The sequence below is a fragment of the Acinetobacter sp. QJM3NY_42 genome (assembly GCF_056173745.1).
In genome coordinates this window covers 723,814-744,191 of record NZ_CM149689.1, presented here as the reverse complement: position 1 = coordinate 744,191, position 20,378 = coordinate 723,814, and the positions used below count along the sequence as shown (strand labels likewise).

The window sequence follows — 20,378 nt, the reverse complement described above, 5'->3', positions numbered from 1 at the left end:
CCCTCATAGTTGAGGGGATTTTTTTAGTTAAATAAGTCTCTAATAATACGTCTAGAACTAGATTCAAGCTTAAATTTTTTCATCCGATCATAATAATTTGGAACTGATACACCGTGCTGCCGATACTCAAATATCTCTTCTTGGATATCTTTTAACATGTTATTAATACACTTAGGGTCATCTGAATCCACTATATGCTTTTGTAAAGCACTAAATTTCTTATTAGCATTTTCTAACAATACAATGGTCTTATAATTACTTAAAATATTTTCTCCTAAGAAAAAATACAACGATAATAATATTACAAAGATTTCATAAATTTTCTTCCACATTGGATATTCACTGTAAGTGATAAACATGAATATACTTAATGCAATAAAAATTAGTAAGCTTATAAAAATCAATACATTAAAAAGTATGTAATCTTTACGCACTGAATCCGTCCAAAATAGATTCTGTTTTTGAGCCGCCAATATATCTTTCGGGTAAGTTAAATTTTGAATTTCATCGTTATACCAATTGCGAAGCTTTTCGATATTTTCATCTTTTTTATGCTTGCAATATAGGTGCTCTATTTCAGTTTTATCTTGTTTAATTTTCCATTCAAAGGATAAGTCAAAAATATTAGTGTCAAATTTTTGCTGTATATTTGCACCCAAAATTTGGTATTGAGAAGATTTTTTCATCAAAAAACCTCCCATTACTAAAACAAATAGATCTATCAAGAAACGTAAAACAGAATATTGATCTGTTGCATCAATATAAGAATTAAGAACTAAGAAGCTTATTAAAAATGGCACAAAGACCAAAATTCGATAACCTGATCGATATAACTTAGCCTCATTATAACTTTGTCTCTGAGCAGCTAATAATCTTAGATTTTCTTCTAAATTCTGCTTATATAAGATATTAGACATCTAACTCACCCATAAGCAGGAAAAAATGAACCCAATACGTTTTCCCAATACTCGAAAGCTTTCTCTTTTTCCCCAATATCTTCATAGTAATTACCATTCTGAATATTCTCTAGGTCATTACTAGTGCGTACATAAATTTTATTTTGAAGATCTCTATCCAAGCGATTGATATTACCTTCAATACCTTTGGGATCGGTCACATCATAATAGATATTATCTTTTATGTAATTCAGACATTGTTGTACTTCAACTTGCAACGTTCCACATGGTTGCCAAATATTAGATCTATTCTTATAAAAATTTAGAAGCATAACTTCTAGTAAATAAGATGAGGGGATCGAAGTCTTTCTATCTATCTTATTCCAATATTTGATTAAGCGAATAATTTCTAAAATTTGCCCATTGTATTTTTGATTCACTTCTGTTGCTAGAGTTTGATCCTTTCTTGGATCCGTTTGCATCCAATAATTTCCATTACCACTTGGGATTAAATAGACTCCACTTTGAGTATAAAAACATGGAACTAAATCGAAGTTCCATTCATTACTGGTCATTTGAAATGTGACTGCCTGCTGACGTCTATTTAATTGAGGATTTTGATAGCCACTCATATTACTTAGCATCCTTTTAAATCTATTAAGAACTTTAATAGGACTCAAAGTATCGTCATCATTCAAAAGTTGTGACCAAATGCCTTTGTCCGATGGATTACTAATCGAAATAATGGCTTCATCATAATTACTAGCTTCATTCCATACGAATTTTCCACCATTCAAACCAATCATTTGATCAATATCATCAAGTGGCTTCACTTTAGTTCTTCTAGAAAAAGAGCCAAATGGCAAATTGTAGGTTTCAGCAAAATCTAACTTTTCTGCACTATTTGCATTTAATAACTTTATTTGTGCAAGCAAATGATCTCGACTTCTTCTGCCAGCATCAGTGCGACTTTTCAATAAATTAACTTTATCTTGTACTAATTCATTAAGCGCACCATTAATCGTTCTAGCCATTTTTATATCTCTTATTCCTGCGTACATTTTTTATAAATATGGGCTTAATACATTTTTTCAACAATAAATCATCATTTTTTTACAATATTCACTATACCACTGTTTTTTATAAAATTTAATATATTCTACAGAAAGAGAACGTAATTTAATTTTATTCCTGCATAGCTTTCACAATGGATGTTCCCTATCCTGAGCAAGCTTTAAAGTAATGCTTTAAAACGAAGCGCAAGTAATGAGTATCCTCAAAATATATTCTGAGTGCGCAAGAGAGGGAGAAACGCATTAAAGCACTCCATTCTCCATCAACATCTCTACCCCACTCATCTTCTTCATATACTTCAACCGTTCCTTTTCCCCTTTTAACTGCTTTTTCATTGCTGAAGTATCCGCATCTACCTGCTTATATAAATCTGTAATTTTCACTTTGCCTATATATGCTTTTTTATTCCAGCTCAATGATTGAATAATTTCTTCTATCTGATCATCCAACTTTTGACTTTGCAGATCTAAGGCCAATTGGTAAAACTTCATTTGTTCCGCACTTAGACCCTTTTGTGAAGTACCCCGATTCTGCTCAATCTGGATTTGCAGTTTCAGTAAATAAAACAAATCCTGCGCTGCATAAGCCTCATTCGCTCGCTGCAGTAACTCAGTCTTTTCAACTTTTTTGCTTTCATCCGGTTCACGGTCTGGGTGAATAGTTGCAGCAATTTTTAAGTACACTGTTTTTAAAGACTGCTCGGCCAGCTTTGTAGCCTGCTCCAGTTTTTCCTGCTGGCGTTTAAGCTTGGCTTGCTCTCGTGTCTGGCTGTACTTTTCGCTATCCCATTCTTCAAAATCTTCAGATGCTATCTGTTCCGAATTATTTTCTTCATCAAAAAATAGCTCTATTTCCTCTGCACTTTGCTTTCTATTTTTTCTGGCTTGCGTATGTTCAATATGCTGTTGATAGTAATTATAAATGTCGTCAATAATCTCGGTTTGCTGCCTTGATAAAGATTGAGAGTTTTTTAAGTAAGCTGCAAGATACTGAATTTTAACATCCAGTTGCGTTGCCTCTGCCTTGGAGAATTCTGCCTCATGCAAATGTTTCCATAGCTGTTCCAATTGTTGAAACAGCACTGCATGCAACTCTTGATAGACCGGCATTAAAGTCTGACGGGTATATTGCTGAATCTGTTCCTGCGCCTGCTGCCACTGCTTCAGTTCAAGCTGTTGCTTCTCAATTTTATCAATTAGCCGGTTCAGCTTTCTCTGCTGCGGTGAAAGCCCGACATCGGGCTGAAGCGTGTTTTTTAATTCAAGTGCCATATGAATAATGCAGCAAAAGAAAAATTATACCTGATTTAAAGTCCATCATCTGATCCTTTACTTTACATCACCCAAGCAATTACAAGCGGCAACGTTATGGCAGCGCATAAGGTCTGTAAACTGATAACAGCTGCCATAAGCTGACTATCACCCTTTAACACTTTAGTCAGAATATAAGCTGCCGAGGCTGTCGGTAATGCGAAAAAAATCACCAGAATCTGCGTTTGTAACACAGGAAGCTGCATCCACCAGCAAATTCCTATAGCCAACGCCGGCATTACCAGCAAACGGGCAAAAGTATCCAGCATTAAGGTAAGAATATCTTTTTTCATTTCCATAAACTGTAAGGCTGCACCGACACAGAGTAGGCCCAGTGGCAGGCTTGCAGCAGAAAACAGTTTGATCAGGTTAAATACTCCTTCCCAGACAGGAATCTTTAATACATTTACGATCGCCCCTACCAGACAAGACATGATCAAGGGATTCTTCAACAGAGAAATAATGACAGGTCGTAAGCTCATCTGCTCGCTAGACGTCAGTGACAGCACAGAAATGATATTAACCAGTGGTATACAGACTGCCAGCAGAACCGCCAGTATGGCCATACCTTCCTGTTTAAACAGTGCTGCCACCAGTGCCAGCCCGATGTAAGTATTAAAACGGACAATACTTTGTGTATGTACGCCAAAGCGGGCAGGCTGAATGTGTTTTATATAGCGCAGCAGGTACAAGACAATCGTGGCAGTCAGCACTGTAATGAACATTGCCGCCAGCAGCATTTTCAGACTGTCAAATTCAATTTTTGCAGTCGCTAAAGTGTGAAACAGCAGCGCCGGAAACAAGATATAGTAATTCAGCTTTTCAGCGCCTGACCAAAACTCGATACTTAAAAAATGGTATCTTCTAAACAGGTAGCCCGTAGCAATGAATGCAACCAACGGAAAAAGGGCCAGAATTATATGTGTCATGTGAAATACTATATGCTGGGGCCGCATTAAAAAGTATCAAATTAATTTTTGATCCAAGCAGCAAAAATGAATAATGTTTTAAACAACATATAAGCTCTGCAAAGGATACACAATCTGTATTTTTAGCCCTAAGTAAAAAAATAGTTTTTTATTTTTCCTGCTTCATAAAAACAAGCCAGTCTCATCATGAGAGAAATGGAGTATAGAGTTGAAATACTATACGCGATCAAGCTCCTCTTACAGCCGTCAGTTGTAAGTAAAACTAATCACCCACATCCTTTTAAAATGATGCTTTTTTCACCATAATTTCTTTTATTTACAAACATTTGGATAAAAGTCCCTACAACTTCAGTCGTGGATATCTTCCACACCGATTATTAACATGCTAAAAGATAAGTTGAAAGATATATAAAAATATTTAATCGTTTAAAACAGGTAAACATTCAAGTGTTTATCTTGGGCAGGAACAGCAAGCTCACAACAATAGAAAAGGAGTTTTACCATGTCAAATAAAGTACGTGCAGCCTCAGTGCTGTGCCTGAGTACATTGATGCTCGGCCTTGTGGCCTGTAGTAACAATAATAATGCTCCTGCTAGTGAAAATAATGCTGCATCGGGGAATGCTGCAAATACAGGTTCAGCAGGTTCGGGGACATTGGAGAAGATCCGTCAGTCTGGCACTGTAGTACTAGGACACCGTGATTCATCTATTCCATTTTCTTATATTGCAGATAATCCAAACCAGCCGGTGGGTTATGCTCATGACTTGCAAATGAAGGTCGTAGAAGCTCTCAAGCAGAAACTGAACAAACCGGATCTGAAAGTGCGTTATAACCTGGTGACCAGCCAGAACCGTATTCCTTTGGTTTCAAATGGTACCGTCGATCTGGAGTGCGGCTCAACCACCAACAATAAGGAACGTCAGCAACAGGTCGACTTTTCGGTTGGTTTCTTCCAGGTCGGTTCTCGTCTGCTTACAGCGAAAGACTCAGGTATTAAGGATTTTTCTGACTTAAAAGGCAAAAAGGTCGTAACCACCGCCGGCACAACTTCTGAACGTTATATCCGTCAGCATGCACAGGAACTGGGGATTGGTGAAGTTATTTCTGCCAAAGACCATGCTGATTCATTCTTAATGCTGCAAAACGGCCGTGCGGCAGCCTTTATGATGGATGATATTCTGCTGGCTGGTGAAAAGTCTAAAGCCAAAGAACCAGACAAGTGGGTAATTGTAGGTACACCACCGATTCAGGAAGTTTATGGCTGTATGCTGCGTAAAGGTGACAAAGAATTTAAACAGGTAGTTGATGACGCAATCAAGGCCACTTATGCCTCTGGTGAAATCAACGATATGTATAAAAAGTGGTTCCAGCAGCCAATTCCACCAAAAAATATTAACCTGAACTTCCCAATGTCGGAACAAGTAAAAGCCCTGATCAGCAATCCGCATGACCGGGATCAGTAAGTCCTGATTTTAGACAGTCATCGTCAGGCCAGATATCTTCTGACCTGCTTCTGTCAGGAGTTTTCATGAATTATAGCTGGAATTGGTCAGTACTGTTTCAGTCGACTGGTGTAGGTGACAGCACTTATTTGCAATGGGTATTAATCGGTCTGGGCTGGTTACTGGTCATTGCGCTGGTGGCCTGGAGTATTGCCATGGTGCTGGGGAGCATCCTAGGAATTATGCGCACCCTGCCCAGTAAGACTGCACGTACTATCGGCACTGCTTATGTAACACTTTTTCGTAATGTTCCCTTATTGATTCAACTGTTTATCTGGTTCTATGTAGTCCCGAACTTTTTGCCTGGTCCGGTCAAGGACTGGTGGATGAACGACTTAAGCTCAAATGCCAGTGCACTCATCTCGGCCAGTGTCGGATTGGGCCTGTTTACTGCCGCACGTGTCTGTGAACAGGTACGTACCGGTATTGAGGCATTGCCACGTGGCCAGATCAATGCAGGTTATGCCATGGGCTTTAGTACATCACAGTTATACCGCTATGTCATTCTGCCACAGTCATTCCGGACGATTTTGCCGCCGCTCAGTTCCGAGCTGACCAACTGTGTTAAAAACACTTCAGTTGCTTCACTGGTCGGGGTAGCGGAAATCATTTCACAGATGAAAACCATTAGTGAATATACCCAAAATACTATTGAAATTTATACCTTTGTGACCCTGATTTTTATTGTGATCAATGTCTGCCTCATTTTACTGATGACCCTGTTGGAACACCGTTTACGTGTTCCGGGCCTGATTGCAGGAGGCAAATAATATGGAATGGCTCACTTCGTTTCTACAGGATTTACAGGCTTCTGGTCCGGCACTCTGGTACGGCATGACCATCACCCTGAAAGTTGTCTGTATTGCCACCCTTGGCGGAATTCTGATTGGTACCCTGCTGGCCCTGATGCGCCTGTCTTCTTTTAGAATACTTAATCTGGTGGCACAGGCGTATGTAAATCTGTTCCGTTCCATTCCCCTGCTGCTGGTGCTGATGTGGTTCTACTTTGCAGTTCCATTCATTTACACCACAATAACCGGACGTTTCCTGACTATAGATACTGCTTTGGTTTCCAGTATCGTAGCCTTCATGCTGTTTGAAGCAGCCTATTTCTCGGAAATTGTACGTGCAGGCATACAGTCAATTCCACGAGGCCAAAGTGCTGCGGCTTATGCTCTAGGAATGACATATAGCCAGAACATGCGGCTGGTTGTTTTGCCTCAGGCCTTTCGCAAGATGACTCCTTTACTGCTACAGCAGACTATTATCCTGTTTCAGGATTCAACCATGGTTTATGCCATTGGTCTGCTGGATTTCTTCCGCAGCAATTATGTCCGCGGTGACCTGATGTCACTGCTCACTCAATACATCCTGTTTGCCGGTCTGGTCTATTTCACCATTAGTGCACTGGCAACATATACCGTAAGAAGATTACAAAAAAGGTTACATGTATGAATGATCAAAAGATCATGATTGATATGCACAATGTCAGCAAGTGGTATGGCAAGTTTCAGGTACTCACAGACTGTACCACCCAGATTCGTCAAGGTGAAGTGGTAGTAGTCTGTGGCCCATCAGGTTCCGGGAAATCCACTTTAATCAAAACAGTCAATGGTCTGGAAACTATCCAGCAGGGACAGATTCTGGTTGATGGTATTGCGATTAATGACCCCAAAACCGATCTGAACAAATTGCGTAGCCGGGTTGGTATGGTATTTCAGCATTTTGAACTGTTTCCTCACCTCAGCATTACTGAGAATCTGACTATTGCCCAGATTAAGGTATTGGGTCGCAGTGAAGCTGAGGCCAAGAAAAAAGGCCTGGCATATCTGGACCGTGTCGGTTTAAGTACTCAGGCAAACAAGTACCCGGCCGAGCTTTCCGGTGGCCAGCAGCAACGTGTGGCAATTGCCCGTGCTTTAAGCATGGACCCAATTGCCATGCTATTTGATGAACCCACCTCTGCTCTTGATCCGGAAATGATTAATGAAGTACTGGACGTAATGGTTGAACTGGCTAAAGAAGGTATGACCATGATGTGCGTAACTCATGAAATGGGTTTTGCCCGTCAGGTCGCAGACCGGATTATTTTCATGGATCAGGGTAAAATCGTGGAAGACTGTAGCAAGCAGGAGTTTTTCACAACGCCTCGGGGTGAACGTGCTCAGCAGTTCCTGAACAAGATTCTGCATTAAAAAAATTGATGAGAACAAGCAGATCATATGATCTGCTTTTTTATAGTGTTTAAGATTAAATCCAGGTTTACAGTTAGTTTTGTTAAATTTTCAACCTGATTCTCTACTGTTTATCTTTAGCTTGAAAATGCACTTTTTCATAGCACAATTTCATAACCAGCCTTATATTCATAAAAAATAGTATATATTTATCAATAGATTAAATCATAAATAGACTATATTCTCCTGCCCCATCTTGGCGCAAAACTATAATTTAAACCTAAGTAATTGCTTTATATCGAGTCTTGTTATTTCTTAGCAAAACTTAATCAATATTTTCCGTCTTCTCCTCTCTTTTACTTAAATTTGGCATGGTTATACTGACTGAGTTTTAGGTCAGTTGCACCGAATTGGAACCTCATTATGCAGAATATGGATTTATTTTTTCTCCTTCTTGGTGCAATTCTGGTACTTGCCATGCATGCCGGATTTGCTTTTTTAGAATTGGGAACTGTACGTCATAAGAATCAGGTGAATGCCTTAAGTAAAATTCTGACAGACTTCTCGATTTCTGCCTTGGCTTATTTTTTTGTTGGTTATTATATTGCCTATGGTCATCATTTTTTTCACCTAGGTGCAACGCTGGCTGAAGATCATGGCTATAACCTGATGCGCTGTTTTTTTCTGCTGACTTTCGCGGCAGCCATACCTGCCATCATCTCTGGCGGTATTGCTGAACGTGCCAAAATGCGCTCTCAAGCAATTGCGACTCTAGTTCTGGTTGCCTTAATTTACCCGTTCTTTGAAGGTATGATCTGGAACGGGAATCTGGGCCTCCAGGACTGGCTCAAGTCCAGTTTTGGTGCAAGCTTTCATGACTTTGCCGGTTCAGTGGTAGTCCATGCGATGGGCGGCTGGATTGCCTTGGCAGCTGTAATCCTTTTAGGCGCGCGTCGTGGCCGCTATAAAAAAGATGGACGGATCAGTGCACATCCCCCTTCTTCAATTCCTTTTCTGGCGTTGGGTTCCTGGATTCTGATTGTGGGCTGGTTTGGTTTTAATGTTATGAGTGCCCAGCGTCTGGATGCTATCTCCGGTCTGGTGGCCATTAACTCCCTGATGGCCATGACAGGTGGAACGCTGGCTGCCAACTTTATAGGTAAAAATGACCCTGGTTTTTTGCATAACGGACCACTTGCCGGATTAGTGGCTATCTGTGCCGGGTCAGATATTGTTCATCCAGTAGGTGCCTTAATTATTGGAGCACTGGCAGGTATTATTTTTGTCAAGCTGTTTACTTATACCCAAAACCGTCTAAAGGTAGATGATGTACTCGGTGTGTGGCCATTACACGGCGTATGTGGCGCTTTTGGTGGAATAGCAGTGGGAATATTTGGACAGCAGATATTGGGTGGTCTGGGCGGTGTTTCATTCATTTCACAGTTATTCGGTACTTTGCTGGTAATTGTTATTGCACTGGGCGGTGGTTTTTTAGTCTATGGCGTACTTAAACTGACTGTGGGTATCCGATTAAGTCAGGAAGATGAGTTTGTTGGTGCAGACCTCTCTATCCATAAAATTTCTGCTAATTCGGATGATAGTATGTTTTAAAATTCTGCTTATATGTGGCGGCCATCCAGGCCGCTTTTTAGCTTTATTAACCAATAAATTGCCAGATTTCCTCAAGTTTTTTAATTCTGGGGCTTATTAACTGAGCGTCATATGGATCTACTTCATGAAAGCCTTCCATCCAGACCGGATGCATTCCTGCATTTTGTGCGCCCTGAATATCATTTATGGGATGGTCACCAATAAACAGACATTCTTCAGGCATAACATTCAGCCGCTGACATACATATTGAAAAATTTCTGGCTCCGGCTTTTTAGAACCTGCTAGCTCCGAACTGACAATCAGGTCAAAATAGTGAGCGATATTTAAACCCTCTATAATTTTGAGTCGTGTGTCATGACCGCCATTTGACACTATTGCCAGTTTAAAACCCTGCTGTTTTAGCTCTTGCAATACTTGTTCAGAGCCTTCCATCGGTACTGCATGCAGGCCAAACTGTTCAAACCAGAATGCCGTCAACTCATCAAAATCTACAGCATGATGCCATTTAAGTTCATGTTGTAATGCCTGTGCAACGGAAGCAGCAATACTCGGATGAGTTAGCAATTCCTTTTTGGGATAGCCGCCATTATCAATCCGGTTGATGATAGCTTTAATCTGCATTACATCCACCTCTCCCAGGTGCCGCTGATAATATTGGGCCAAATAGTAACTATAAGCCTCTACACTCTGGTCACGGTGTGTCAGAGTATTATCCAGATCAAAAAGGATGGCTTGAATCATACATCATATTCATAACTTAAAATTTAGAAAATTAGAGTAGCCTAATTGAGAATCGGCGTTATACTAATTTGTGTTAAAAACATACAGCAATTGCAACTATAACAACCAGCTCGATCATGACAGGGCTATTAGTCATCACAATAATTTAAATCATTTATCTTTTGCCAAGAATGAGTTACATGATGAAAAAAAGAGCATTTGCCTTCAGTATTAGCTTAGCCTCAATATGGATGAATTCAAGTTTTGCCGAACTTGTTTCCAAGACGACAGCTTCAGACTCAACTTTAAATATGCCCTTAGTTTATAACATGATGGCTACATCAACTCCGCATCAAACTGCTGAAAGTTTTACTGCATCTACAGCTGAAACGGTTTCCCCCATGAACAGTGCAAAGCAGACCCTAAATGATAATATGCACGTGATGAATGGTCCTAATCGTACTGCTTTGGATAAACTTTGTCAGGGAAAAATAATGGGAGAGAAAATTACCAGTAACAGTTATCGTCTGTCTGGCACATGCCGGCTCAGCTTCAAACCGAATAACCCTCGTGACTGGTCACGTCTGGAGCAGCATCAGTTCTACAATACAAGCGCTGATCCTACCAGCCGTTTGGGAATATATTCAAAATACCAACAGCTCTGTAAAGATAAAAAAGTAGGACAGTCAATTTATGTCGTAGTGAATAGACAAAAAATTAAAGGGGTGTGTCAGGCTCAGTTTCAGCCTGATTTACCTCAACGTAATTAACCGGTTTTTTCACTTGATTTAGCAAACTGCTGCTCATACGCTTCATTCGATATTGGTAAAAAACCGGGCTCAACAGTGCGAACCATATTATTCATTGGTCCTGTTCATACATAGAATTTTAGAATTTATATTCAAGTCCTATACCCCCTAGAGGCTGTTTATTTTTACTTTCACCCTGCTCGAGCGTTAAATAACCCGCATAACCATAGGTTTTGACCTGTTTATTTAGGGTATAGTCCGCACCTACCATATACTGCTGTGCTTCGTAATCTGGTGTGGCATTCTTAAATGAGGTGGTATTCTGGCTATATTGTGCCTTTAGAATCCAGTCTTGGGCCTGAGGCAGTTGATACTCTGCTCCGATCAGCCAGCCTTGTGCATCATCAATTGTCGCCGCACTCGTTGCATTTCCGGCTGCATCCGCCACTTTTGAACTCTGATAGAGTACTTTCAGATACAGAGGCTGGTTCAAATGAATCCGTCCCACTGCCCGAACGGTATTTGCTGCTGCGAATATACCGCTGCTTAAGGGTTCCGGCTCGGAAGCATTTAAAATACCTCGTCCAAGAAAATTACTTGGGATAGCTTTATCATAGGCAATGCCTGCATTAAACAGTTGATGGTCATAGATGATCGCTGTAGAGAACGCATCACCTAAACCACGCCCAGCTGTTTTAACACCGCCACTGGATTTTTTAATACCTGAAGCTTCTCCAGTTGCCAGTAGCGTATTTATTTTAAGATTTCCTTCCGCTACAGGAATAGCGGGTGATTCATAAACCAGCACATTGTCTACCCTGTTTTCACCAGTAAAAATACCGGCAACATCTGCCTTATTAGCCACATAATTATTAAAGCTATCTACCACACCGGACAGCTGCTTAAGGGGTGTATCATGTTTGCCCAGCTTGAGTGTACCAAGTCTGATATCTTTTAAGCCTATAAAGCGGTTACGCTGGTCAAAATCGGTGTTATCACCATCTGCATAAAAGGTCCATTCAGCAGCATAGATTGCACTTAAACGCTCGTTCAGTTTTTCCTCGCCCTTGATTCCAATAAAGCTACTATTACTATTAATTTCCCAAACGTCTTTATCAGAAACACCCGAACCATTATTTTCTGGAAGATAATCCAGACTTACATCGATCTCCCCATAAATGGCTGGTGCAGCGAAAGATGTGCTTGTAACCAGACTCAAGATTAGCCCCGTTAAAATTTTCATTTTCATGATTTACTCGTGATTGGTTTGTAACGGATCTTAGCGAGCCCTGTGATTGAATAAAATCAATTATTTTTTATTTAAAAATCTGATTTTATTATTTATTTTTTTATTAAAAGCTTAGTTGTCTGCTCAAGAAAGGTATAGTTGTACCTGATACCTTTTATCTCCGCATGAGGTCCATTAAGTTAGATCAACTGCTAATAGTATCTGAATATAGAAAACAACTGAATGAGCGGTATTACAGATAAATACTGGCTGCATATAGTTATTTATTAAGATGCTTCAATATAAAACACTAGAATAATTTATTATTAAGTAGACGACTGGTCTATTATTAATTTATAGTAAAAGTATGAAACGATCAGACAAAAGTGAAGCAACGCGCCAACATATTTTAAGCAGTAGTTTTGAATTGGTACTGCATAAAGGCTTTGTTGGAGTGGGCTTACAGGAAATTCTCAAGAATTGCGATGTGCCTAAAGGCTCATTCTATTATTACTTTGCTTCAAAAGAGGCTTTCGGCTGCGCACTTCTACAACAGTATCTGGCTGATTACACGGTCAGGATTGACCAGTTGATGCAGCAAAAAGGCGGAAGCGCTTACCTACGTCTTCTGGCACTTTGGAAAGCATGGATTAACCCTCCTGCTCATGTTGAAGAAAGTATTCATGGCAGAGGCTGGGCAGAAAACTGTCTGATCGTCAAGTTAGCAGCAGAAGTTTCAGATTTATCTGAAGATATGCGTCAAATTTTGAACTTTGGCGTGCATAAGTTAACAGAACGTATTACGAGTCTACTTAAAGAAGGACAACAAGACGGTTCAATTTCCTTACATATTGAACCTGAAAAACTGGCGCAAACAATGTATCAACTATGGTTGGGTGCAGCTTTATTGGCAAAACTTGCACAAGATAAGCAACCACTCTATCTCGCCTTGGAAACCACCCAACAATTATTAAAACCTTTAAAGGAATAGCAAATGCAAAGTATTATTCATCATCAGTTTGGCGAACCCGTTGAGGTTTTGGAAACTGCCGATATGCCACAACCCGAGCCGAAAGCTGGCGAAGTACGTATTAAAACAATTTTATCTCCAATGCATAACCATGATATATGGACTGTGCGTGGCAGTTATGGCTATAAGCCCACACTTCCCGCAATTGGTGGTAGTGAAGCTGTAGGGATAATCGACGCACTGGGTGAAGGTGTGCAAGGTGTAACAGTGGGTCAGCGTGTGGCAGTTGCTGGAGTTCATGGTAGCTGGGCCGAATATTTTATTGCGCCAGTGCAGGGTCTCGTCCCTTTAATTGATGCAATTGATGACGAAACTGCGGCTCAGTTAATTGGGATGCCAATCAGCGCATTAATGCTCTTAGACTTTATCAATCTGCCTGCAGATTCATGGCTAATTCAAAATACTGCAAATGGTGCGGTGGGTAAAACTGTGGCTATGATCGCAAAAGCGCGTGGTCAGAAGGTAATTCATCTGGTTCGTCGGCACGAAGCAGTCACTGAAATGCAAGCCTTGGGTATCAAGAATGTAGTCGCAACAGACCAGGCAGATTGGAAAAATCAGGTGAAAGCCATTCATGCTGATCAGCCTCTTATAGCCGGTGTAGACTCAATTGGTGGTCAAGCCAGTGGTGAAATGCTCGCTTTACTGAGCGATAATAGCCTATTGGTTTCATTTGGCAGTATGACAGGTGAAACCATGCAGATTTCCTCAGGAGATCTGATTTTTAAACAGGCCACTGTCAAAGGCTTTTGGGCAAGCGTCGTCAACAAGCAGTTATCTGTTGAACGCAAAAAGGCGCTAATTACAGAATTATTGACGCTTGCAGCGCAAAAAAAATTACTACTTCCTGTTGAAGGTATATTCAGCTTTGCACAAATTAAAGAAGCTGCACTGAAAGCCACTCAAGGTGCACGTCAGGGCAAAGTACTTCTTAAACCGTAATTTTTTATCCCAGATCAGCTACGAGGCTGATCTGGCGTTATTCATCAATAATAAGGATAAAGTATATGATCGGACAAATTCTGATTGTTTTGATTGCACTGCTACATCTCTATATTTTAGTTTTAGAAATATTTTTATGGGATAAGCCCTCTGGTTTAAAAGCATTTGGTAATACTCTTGAAAAAGCACGGTTGACTAAAGTCATGGCGCAAAATCAAGGCTTATATAATGGTTTCTTGGCAGCTGGCCTGCTCTGGTCATTGTATGCACCTGAGAGCTATGCACTGGCACTCGCCAATTTCTTCTTAGGCTGCGTCCTGGTTGCAGGAATATACGGTGGACTGACCGCAAGTAAGAAAATTATATATATTCAAGCACTACCTGCCCTTGTTGCCTTGATTGCAGTGAATCTTTTCTAAATTTATTAATTAATAAAAATTATTTATAAGGCAAAATGAAAATATTTAATTTTCACACACCATACTAAATTTGGTTTATATAACTTTTATTGTTTAAAGTTCTTATAAGAATAAAACCATATACTTTTTTCTATCACCTGAATACAGCACAACAAATAGTCCTTATACATCCGAAGGATGCTAACTGGCTTTCGTCCAGAGCCAAATTGGATACATACACAATATTGAAATGCCTATAATAATATTCAGATAATAGGCATAACCTAGCCAGTCTCCGGCGATACCACTTAACGTGTACAGTAGCCCACTGATTGTTGCCATAACGGCAACCTGAAAAGTGAAATCTGTACCGGCATATTGTTTTCTTGAATATTGCATTACCAGTGTGAGCATGACCACCAGTAACATGGCAGAAATCATGTCTTCAGCTGCATTAATGCAATAGATTAACCAGTGACTTACCTTATACCGCTGGTGATAACAATAAGCCAGCCAAGCGTATGCGATTAAACTTAGAACCTTGAAAAAAGAAAACAGGAATAAAGCCTGTGTACGACGCATCCATCTTAATAGCGTACCAGCCAATACTGCTCCGAAAAGTGCTGCAACAGCACCTAATATTGTAATGTAAATACCAATCTGTGAAAGGCTGAGTCCCAGATCGACCATCAGTGGTTTTAACAGCGGTCCGGATAGTCCATCTGCCACTTTAAAAGTGACTAACACGCCTAACCAGGATTTTAAAATCCGGTTATTCAGGAAATAGTTAAAATACTGTCTGATGCTTTGCTTGCAGGATATTTTTTCGTAAAAGACCGATACTTCTTTTGCGGGCTCTTTAAATAAAACAATGGGTAGCGTATTTAAAAGAACCAAAGCTGCCAGTACTAAAAATGTAGGTTGCCAGCTTAACCAGTCCAATGCCCAGAGCAAAGCTCCGCCTCCTACTATAAAGCCCAAACGTGAGCCAATGACCTGAAAAGTGTTACCCCAATGCTGTTGTTTGAGGGTAAGCAAATGAACAGCCAGTCCATCTGTAGCTACGTCTTGGGTGGCACCTGCCAGATTTAGCAGCATCAAGGCAGCAAAAAAAGTGAGTAAAAAAACGGGCTGGTCGAGTGCCTGAATCGGCAAGAATGACAGGGCAATTAATATTAAAACACTGCATAACTGTGTAGGGATAATCCAGCTACGATAATGTCCAAACCGTTGAGTACCATAACGGTCAATCCAGGGTGCCCAGAGAATTTTGATTGACCACGGCAGCATCAACAGGCCAAAGCCGCCAATATGTGCCAATGATACCCCTTGCATACGAAGAATGACAGGTAAGGCATGTGTCATAAAACCAACAGGTAGGCCTTGCGCCCAGTACAACGAAAACAGCAGCAGATAAAGATGCCGGGACATTTACTTTACTCGGTTATTCAGGAGTATTTTTGTGCTGCTCACACTGTCCATGATGCTCATTCCCATAAACCAAGCTTCAGATATTTTGCCAATGTATCAGCTGTGACATCGGATTAAGATTTAAAATACGCCACTACTTAAAAAACCAAAGCATGTTACAACATTTTCCCCGTCTTCCCAATCTGGTTCCCTCACGCGGTACAGCAGCTACTCGGCTTTTATGCCAGAAACTGTTTCTGGCACAGGGCTGGACTTTTGAGGGTAAATTTCCCAATCTGCCTAAAGCTGTTGCAGTGGTATCACCCCACACTTCCAATATTGATGGCTGGTACGGATTTTTGGTGATTGGGGCACTGGGATTAAAAGTAAACGTGTTTGGAAAAGATAGCCTATTCAGATTCCCTTTTAAGTCTTTACTCAAATGGATAGGTATTATTCCAGTCAAGCGTAACAGTAACAATGGCCTGACTGTACAGGCAGTGGAAAAAATCCACTCTACTGACAAAATCTGGATTGCCCTCGCCCCAGAAGGCACCCGAAAACGTGCCGAGAAAATCAAAAGCGGTTTTTACTGGATTGCTTATCAGGCAGATATTCCAATAGTCATGTTTTCTTTCGACTACAAGCACAAAAAAGTTTATTGCCTAGGCGCCATGCAGCCTACAGGCAACTATGAAGCAGATCTGGAGTATATCCTGAAACAATATCAGGGGAAATTCTTTCCCAAAAAACCAGAGTGGCTGGCCCTACCCTTACAAAAACTGCTGGAAAATGCTGGCAAAAATTAAGCAAATCTGCTGTGATGGACATATCTTTTCTGATCCAAGTCACTACTAAACTAAAGATGAAATTTGCACAGCTTACTTTTGCAGGAATACTGGCACTAGCTCTTGCTGGATGTGACAAGACCGCCCAGACTCCACCGGTTACAACACAATTAAAGGCTCGTGAGCCCGTTATTGCCTTAGCACTTGGTGGTGGTGGTGCTAAAGGTTTTGCTCATATCGGTGTAATTAAAGTACTCGAATCTCACGGTATTAAACCTAAAATTGTTACAGGTACCAGTGCCGGTAGCTTTGTCGGTAGTATTTATGCCAGTGGTAAAACCCCATATCAGTTACAGCAGCTGGCACTTCAGCTTAAAGAGGCTGATATCCGTGATTTAACCCTTAATAGCCAGGGTATTATTTTAGGCCAAAAATTGCAGAACTATGTGAATAATCAGGTCAGCAATAAACCAATTGAAAAATTTCCAATCCGCTTTGCTGCAGTCGCAACACGTCTTGATAATGGTCAAAAAGCAGACTTTATTAAGGGGAATGCGGGACAGGCTGTACGGGCCTCATGCAGTATCCCGAATGTATTTGTGCCGGCAACTATTGGTAAAACCAAATATATTGATGGCGGACTGGTGAGCCCGATTCCGGTAAAAACTGCCAGGGATATGGGAGCGGACATTGTTATTGCGGTTGATATTTCAGCCAGACCAGATGCCAGCCGCCCGGTAAATATGTGGGGTTTACTGGACCAGACCATTAATATCATGGGCCAGCAAAGCATTAATGAAGAACTTGCACAGGCTAATGTGGTCATCCAACCTAAAGTCGGGCACTTAGGCGTACTTGACTTAAAAGCCAGCAATGAATCTATTTTAGAAGGCGAGAAAGCGGCGCAGCTTAAGATACGGGCTATTCAAGGTGCGATTCAGCAATTTAAGAAGTCACCTGCGGCCTTTAAGCCAGCCCCACGCCCAAAATTCTGAACAGCTGAAAATTTTTAAATTTTCATTGAGTTATTGATCTGTTACAGTGAAGACTCATCTTTTTGCTGTAACTTTAATCACCGGACAAAATTATGGAATTTGTAATTGAACCTTGGCACTGGTTTGTACTCGGCATTTTACTGATTCTGTCCGAGTTAATTCTTCCTGCCTTTGCCGCATTATGGTTTGGTATTGCTGCAATCATGGTCTGTATTTTGTTTTGGCTTTTTCCAATGATGAGCCTGACCACTCAGATCGTGATGTGGATTGTCCTGTCGATTCTATGTACCCTGCTCTGGTTCAAGTTTATCAAGCCTCTGTCTATCGATAAAACCAAGGCCGGGCTCTCAAGGGAGGCCACTATCGGCCAGATAGGCATGGTTATTCAGACCGGTATGGAACATGGCCAGATTAAAGTCCGTTTTCCCATGCCGTTACTAGGGTCGGATGAATGGAACTGCCGTACGCAAGATATTGTTCAAGTCGGTGATCGGGTACAAGTGACGGATATATCGGGAAATAACCTGGTCGTGCAGCGACACGGTTAACTGCACGTTACTATTATGAAAATATAAAGAGAAACCATCATGTCAGTCAGCACCATTATTGTTTTAGTCTTTTTACTCTTTGTAGGCGTAACTATTTTTAAAGGGGTGCGTATTGTTCCTCAAGGTTATAAGTGGATTGTTCAACGTCTGGGTAAATACCATACTACTTTGAATCCGGGTCTGAGTTTTGTAATTCCCTACGTCGATGAAGTCGCCTATAAAGTGACCACCAAAGATATTGTTCTGGATATTCCTTCACAAGAAGTGATCACCCGAGATAATGCCGTACTGCTGATGAATGCAGTAGCTTATATCAATCTGACTACACCAGAAAAAGCCGTCTATGGTATTGAAAACTATAGTTGGGCGATTCAGAATCTGGTACAGACTTCTTTACGTTCAATTGTTGGTGAAATGGATCTGGATGATGCACTTTCTTCACGTGATCATATCAAGGCCAAACTTAAAGCAGCCATTTCTGATGATATTTCAGATTGGGGTATCACTTTAAAAACTGTAGAAATCCAAGATATTCAGCCTTCTGCAACCATGCAGGCTGCAATGGAAGCGCAGGCAGCGGCTGAACGTCAGCGCCGTGCAACCGTAACGCGTGCTGATGGTGAAAAACAGGCTGCCATTTTAGAAGCTGATGGTCGTCTGGAGGCATCTCGCCGTGATGCAGAGGCACAGGTCGTATTGGCCGAAGCCTCACAAAAAGCTATTGATATGGTCACCTCAGCAGTAGGTGACAAGGAAATACCGGTAGCTTATTTGCTCGGTGAACAATATGTAAAAGCCATGCAGGATATGGCAAAATCCAACAATGCTAAAACGGTGGTTCTACCGGCTGATGTACTCAATACCATCCGCGGAATTATGGGTCGTCATAACTAATCTTGACTGATTTTATTAAAACAGGTGGCTTGCTTAATAGCCGCCTGTTCTTATTTTATTAATATTAAATAGAGTTTAATAACAAATAACGGAAGTAAAACTTGAGTCTCGGCAGAAAGACTTTGAGCAAAACACCCATAAATTACTCAATAAAAACTGCTTTAAACAGACTGATAGTTAGAAAAAATAGTTTTATGAGCGCATTTTTTATATAAAAAGGAGCTTAACATGCTCCTTTTTAATTACAGGGTTTTATTGGCCAGATCTAGCTTTTACGTGACAGTAAGAAGCGGGATATTGTATTGAGCTCTTCAGCAGCCTCTCCAAAATATTCAAGCGCACTAAAAGCCTGATCATGGAGTTGCTTGGCATAAAGCTGTGCCTGTTCAAGCCCCATCAAAGCAGGATAAGTTGACTTTTCGACCTGCTCATCTTTACCGGCCGTTTTACCCAGTACTTCTGTTTCAGACACAATATCCAGAATATCATCCTGTACCTGAAATGCCAGACCAATTGCCTGTCCATATTGGCGAAGTTGTGGAATAGCCTGATCCGTACCATTAAATATAGTCACCGCAGCCATCATGATCGCCGCCTGAATCAATGCGCCTGTCTTATTGCGGTGAATATTTTCCAGCTGGCTTTGGTCTACCTGCTTGCCTTCAGCCTGTAAATCCATCACCTGGCCACAAACCATTTTTGAGCTTGCAGTAGCCAATATCTGCATCTGTCTTAATACAACTGCCTGGTCTACCGCCACACCTTGATCAAACAGGCGGCTACCCAGAACTTCAAATGCCATTGACTGTAATATATCACCAGCCAGTAATGCAGTGTCTTCACCAAAAGCAACATGACAGGTAGGCTGACCGCGGCGCAGCAGATCATTATCCATACATGGCAAATCATCATGTGCCAGCGAATAGCAATGGATCATTTCGATCGCGACCGCAGCACGGCGCACAGCTGCAAAATTGGAGTTGGGCTGCAGGGCCGCTGTTGCATAACAGAGTGCAGGACGGACCCGTTTACCTCCGAGCATGACTGCATGATATACCGCACTTTTTAAAGGCTCTGGTAAGGAAAACGCCTCCAGCGCACTGAGCAGGTCCTGCTGGATACGTTCTTGCGCCTGTTTTAATATCTCTGCTTTAACTGCGGGTATTGCTGACACAAA

At 41.0% G+C, this 20,378-nt stretch carries 21 protein-coding genes; 13 read left to right on the top strand and 8 right to left on the bottom strand.

All coding sequences use genetic code 11. The features are described from left to right. Nucleotides 1-23 precede the first annotated feature (23 nt). The 4 genes from AC0VYT_RS03470 to AC0VYT_RS03455 form a co-directional block, all read right to left on the bottom strand. Complete coding sequence (locus AC0VYT_RS03470) at nt 24-917, bottom strand: S-4TM family putative pore-forming effector (protein ID WP_005015894.1); 894 nt, start codon at nt 915-917, stop codon at nt 24-26. A 5-nt stretch (nt 918-922) separates the two neighbouring features. Next, the gene (locus tag AC0VYT_RS03465; RefSeq protein ID WP_005015896.1) at nt 923-1,930 is read right to left on the bottom strand and encodes an SMODS domain-containing nucleotidyltransferase; all 1,008 of its coding nucleotides are present in this window, start codon (nt 1,928-1,930) and stop codon (nt 923-925) included. A 282-nt stretch (nt 1,931-2,212) separates the two neighbouring features. Beyond that, the gene (locus tag AC0VYT_RS03460) at nt 2,213-3,241 is read right to left on the bottom strand and encodes a molecular chaperone DnaJ (RefSeq protein ID WP_005015898.1); all 1,029 of its coding nucleotides are present in this window, start codon (nt 3,239-3,241) and stop codon (nt 2,213-2,215) included. 62 nt (nt 3,242-3,303) lie between these two features. Next, on the bottom strand, nt 3,304-4,209 hold the full coding sequence (locus tag AC0VYT_RS03455) for an AEC family transporter (RefSeq protein ID WP_005404306.1): 906 nt from the start codon (nt 4,207-4,209) through the stop codon (nt 3,304-3,306). 502 nt (nt 4,210-4,711) lie between these two features. Between AC0VYT_RS03455 and AC0VYT_RS03450 the strand changes: the two genes are divergently transcribed. From AC0VYT_RS03450 to AC0VYT_RS03430, 5 genes are all read left to right on the top strand, one after another. Further along, on the top strand, nt 4,712-5,674 hold the full coding sequence (locus AC0VYT_RS03450) for a transporter substrate-binding domain-containing protein (protein ID WP_005015903.1): 963 nt from the start codon (nt 4,712-4,714) through the stop codon (nt 5,672-5,674). Between the two features lie 65 nt (nt 5,675-5,739). Beyond that, nucleotides 5,740-6,483, top strand: a complete 744-nt coding sequence (locus tag AC0VYT_RS03445) for an amino acid ABC transporter permease (RefSeq protein WP_005015905.1) — start codon at nt 5,740-5,742, stop codon at nt 6,481-6,483. 1 nt (nt 6,484) lies between these two features. After that, nucleotides 6,485-7,168 (top strand): ABC transporter permease subunit, encoded by a 684-nt coding sequence (locus tag AC0VYT_RS03440; RefSeq protein ID WP_005015907.1) that lies wholly within the window; start codon nt 6,485-6,487, stop codon nt 7,166-7,168. Nucleotides 7,169-7,182: 14 nt separating this feature from the next. Continuing rightward, on the top strand, nt 7,183-7,908 hold the full coding sequence (locus tag AC0VYT_RS03435) for an amino acid ABC transporter ATP-binding protein (protein WP_171053876.1): 726 nt from the start codon (nt 7,183-7,185) through the stop codon (nt 7,906-7,908). Between the two features lie 402 nt (nt 7,909-8,310). Then, on the top strand, nt 8,311-9,498 hold the full coding sequence (locus AC0VYT_RS03430) for an ammonium transporter (protein WP_005015913.1): 1,188 nt from the start codon (nt 8,311-8,313) through the stop codon (nt 9,496-9,498). A gap of 46 nt (nt 9,499-9,544) precedes the next feature. On the opposite strand, the gene AC0VYT_RS03425 is transcribed toward AC0VYT_RS03430, so the two are convergent. After that, a complete protein-coding gene (locus tag AC0VYT_RS03425) occupies nt 9,545-10,240 on the bottom strand; it encodes an HAD family hydrolase (protein WP_005015915.1) in 696 nt (231 codons plus the stop codon). A 182-nt stretch (nt 10,241-10,422) separates the two neighbouring features. Between AC0VYT_RS03425 and AC0VYT_RS03420 the strand changes: the two genes are divergently transcribed. After that, nucleotides 10,423-10,989, top strand: coding sequence for a hypothetical protein (locus tag AC0VYT_RS03420; protein ID WP_005015917.1), 567 nt, complete (start codon nt 10,423-10,425; stop codon nt 10,987-10,989). Between the two features lie 118 nt (nt 10,990-11,107). Here AC0VYT_RS03420 and AC0VYT_RS03415 read toward each other — a convergent pair whose 3' ends face one another. After that, the gene (locus tag AC0VYT_RS03415; RefSeq protein ID WP_005015922.1) at nt 11,108-12,217 is read right to left on the bottom strand and encodes a porin; all 1,110 of its coding nucleotides are present in this window, start codon (nt 12,215-12,217) and stop codon (nt 11,108-11,110) included. A gap of 346 nt (nt 12,218-12,563) precedes the next feature. Here AC0VYT_RS03415 and AC0VYT_RS03410 point away from each other — a divergent pair, with 346 nt between their 5' ends. The 3 genes from AC0VYT_RS03410 (at nt 12,564) to AC0VYT_RS03400 (ending at nt 14,587) form a co-directional block, all read left to right on the top strand. Next, on the top strand, nt 12,564-13,187 hold the full coding sequence (locus tag AC0VYT_RS03410) for a TetR/AcrR family transcriptional regulator (protein ID WP_005015924.1): 624 nt from the start codon (nt 12,564-12,566) through the stop codon (nt 13,185-13,187). 3 nt (nt 13,188-13,190) lie between these two features. Beyond that, entirely contained in the window at nt 13,191-14,168 is a 978-nt protein-coding gene (locus AC0VYT_RS03405) for a zinc-binding dehydrogenase (RefSeq protein ID WP_005015927.1), read from the top strand. A gap of 65 nt (nt 14,169-14,233) precedes the next feature. Further along, a complete protein-coding gene (locus tag AC0VYT_RS03400) occupies nt 14,234-14,587 on the top strand; it encodes a DUF1304 domain-containing protein (RefSeq protein ID WP_005015929.1) in 354 nt (117 codons plus the stop codon). Between the two features lie 180 nt (nt 14,588-14,767). Here AC0VYT_RS03400 and AC0VYT_RS03395 read toward each other — a convergent pair whose 3' ends face one another. Beyond that, nucleotides 14,768-15,997 (bottom strand): MFS transporter, encoded by a 1,230-nt coding sequence (locus tag AC0VYT_RS03395; RefSeq protein WP_005015931.1) that lies wholly within the window; start codon nt 15,995-15,997, stop codon nt 14,768-14,770. A 152-nt stretch (nt 15,998-16,149) separates the two neighbouring features. Here AC0VYT_RS03395 and AC0VYT_RS03390 point away from each other — a divergent pair, with 152 nt between their 5' ends. From AC0VYT_RS03390 to AC0VYT_RS03375, 4 genes are all read left to right on the top strand, one after another. After that, complete coding sequence (locus tag AC0VYT_RS03390) at nt 16,150-16,785, top strand: 1-acyl-sn-glycerol-3-phosphate acyltransferase (protein WP_005015935.1); 636 nt, start codon at nt 16,150-16,152, stop codon at nt 16,783-16,785. 56 nt (nt 16,786-16,841) lie between these two features. Beyond that, nucleotides 16,842-17,759, top strand: a complete 918-nt coding sequence (locus AC0VYT_RS03385) for a patatin-like phospholipase family protein (RefSeq protein ID WP_005404309.1) — start codon at nt 16,842-16,844, stop codon at nt 17,757-17,759. A gap of 92 nt (nt 17,760-17,851) precedes the next feature. Next, nucleotides 17,852-18,307 carry an NfeD family protein gene (locus AC0VYT_RS03380; protein WP_005015941.1) on the top strand — a complete coding sequence of 152 codons (456 nt, stop codon included), beginning with the start codon at nt 17,852-17,854 and terminating at the stop codon, nt 18,305-18,307. A 39-nt stretch (nt 18,308-18,346) separates the two neighbouring features. Further along, the gene (locus AC0VYT_RS03375; protein ID WP_005015943.1) at nt 18,347-19,201 is read left to right on the top strand and encodes an SPFH domain-containing protein; all 855 of its coding nucleotides are present in this window, start codon (nt 18,347-18,349) and stop codon (nt 19,199-19,201) included. A gap of 265 nt (nt 19,202-19,466) precedes the next feature. On the opposite strand, the gene AC0VYT_RS03370 is transcribed toward AC0VYT_RS03375, so the two are convergent. After that, the gene (locus AC0VYT_RS03370; RefSeq protein WP_005015945.1) at nt 19,467-20,375 is read right to left on the bottom strand and encodes a polyprenyl synthetase family protein; all 909 of its coding nucleotides are present in this window, start codon (nt 20,373-20,375) and stop codon (nt 19,467-19,469) included. Between the last annotated feature and the right edge of the window lie 3 nt (nt 20,376-20,378).

Bases quoted from the DNA above. Each gene is read 5' to 3' on its own strand.
- AC0VYT_RS03470 (WP_005015894.1), bottom strand. From the start codon at position 917: ATGTCTAATATCTTATATAAGCAGAATTTAGAAGAAAATCTAAGATTA.
- AC0VYT_RS03465 (WP_005015896.1), bottom strand. From the start codon at position 1,930: ATGGCTAGAACGATTAATGGTGCGCTTAATGAATTAGTACAAGATAAA.
- AC0VYT_RS03460 (WP_005015898.1), bottom strand. From the start codon at position 3,241: ATGGCACTTGAATTAAAAAACACGCTTCAGCCCGATGTCGGGCTTTCA.
- AC0VYT_RS03455 (WP_005404306.1), bottom strand. From the start codon at position 4,209: ATGACACATATAATTCTGGCCCTTTTTCCGTTGGTTGCATTCATTGCT.
- AC0VYT_RS03450 (WP_005015903.1), top strand. From the start codon at position 4,712: ATGTCAAATAAAGTACGTGCAGCCTCAGTGCTGTGCCTGAGTACATTG.
- AC0VYT_RS03445 (WP_005015905.1), top strand. From the start codon at position 5,740: ATGAATTATAGCTGGAATTGGTCAGTACTGTTTCAGTCGACTGGTGTA.
- AC0VYT_RS03440 (WP_005015907.1), top strand. From the start codon at position 6,485: ATGGAATGGCTCACTTCGTTTCTACAGGATTTACAGGCTTCTGGTCCG.
- AC0VYT_RS03435 (WP_171053876.1), top strand. From the start codon at position 7,183: ATGATTGATATGCACAATGTCAGCAAGTGGTATGGCAAGTTTCAGGTA.
- AC0VYT_RS03430 (WP_005015913.1), top strand. From the start codon at position 8,311: ATGCAGAATATGGATTTATTTTTTCTCCTTCTTGGTGCAATTCTGGTA.
- AC0VYT_RS03425 (WP_005015915.1), bottom strand. From the start codon at position 10,240: ATGATTCAAGCCATCCTTTTTGATCTGGATAATACTCTGACACACCGT.
- AC0VYT_RS03420 (WP_005015917.1), top strand. From the start codon at position 10,423: ATGAAAAAAAGAGCATTTGCCTTCAGTATTAGCTTAGCCTCAATATGG.
- AC0VYT_RS03415 (WP_005015922.1), bottom strand. From the start codon at position 12,217: ATGAAAATGAAAATTTTAACGGGGCTAATCTTGAGTCTGGTTACAAGC.
- AC0VYT_RS03410 (WP_005015924.1), top strand. From the start codon at position 12,564: ATGAAACGATCAGACAAAAGTGAAGCAACGCGCCAACATATTTTAAGC.
- AC0VYT_RS03405 (WP_005015927.1), top strand. From the start codon at position 13,191: ATGCAAAGTATTATTCATCATCAGTTTGGCGAACCCGTTGAGGTTTTG.
- AC0VYT_RS03400 (WP_005015929.1), top strand. From the start codon at position 14,234: ATGATCGGACAAATTCTGATTGTTTTGATTGCACTGCTACATCTCTAT.
- AC0VYT_RS03395 (WP_005015931.1), bottom strand. From the start codon at position 15,997: ATGTCCCGGCATCTTTATCTGCTGCTGTTTTCGTTGTACTGGGCGCAA.
- AC0VYT_RS03390 (WP_005015935.1), top strand. From the start codon at position 16,150: ATGTTACAACATTTTCCCCGTCTTCCCAATCTGGTTCCCTCACGCGGT.
- AC0VYT_RS03385 (WP_005404309.1), top strand. From the start codon at position 16,842: ATGAAATTTGCACAGCTTACTTTTGCAGGAATACTGGCACTAGCTCTT.
- AC0VYT_RS03380 (WP_005015941.1), top strand. From the start codon at position 17,852: ATGGAATTTGTAATTGAACCTTGGCACTGGTTTGTACTCGGCATTTTA.
- AC0VYT_RS03375 (WP_005015943.1), top strand. From the start codon at position 18,347: ATGTCAGTCAGCACCATTATTGTTTTAGTCTTTTTACTCTTTGTAGGC.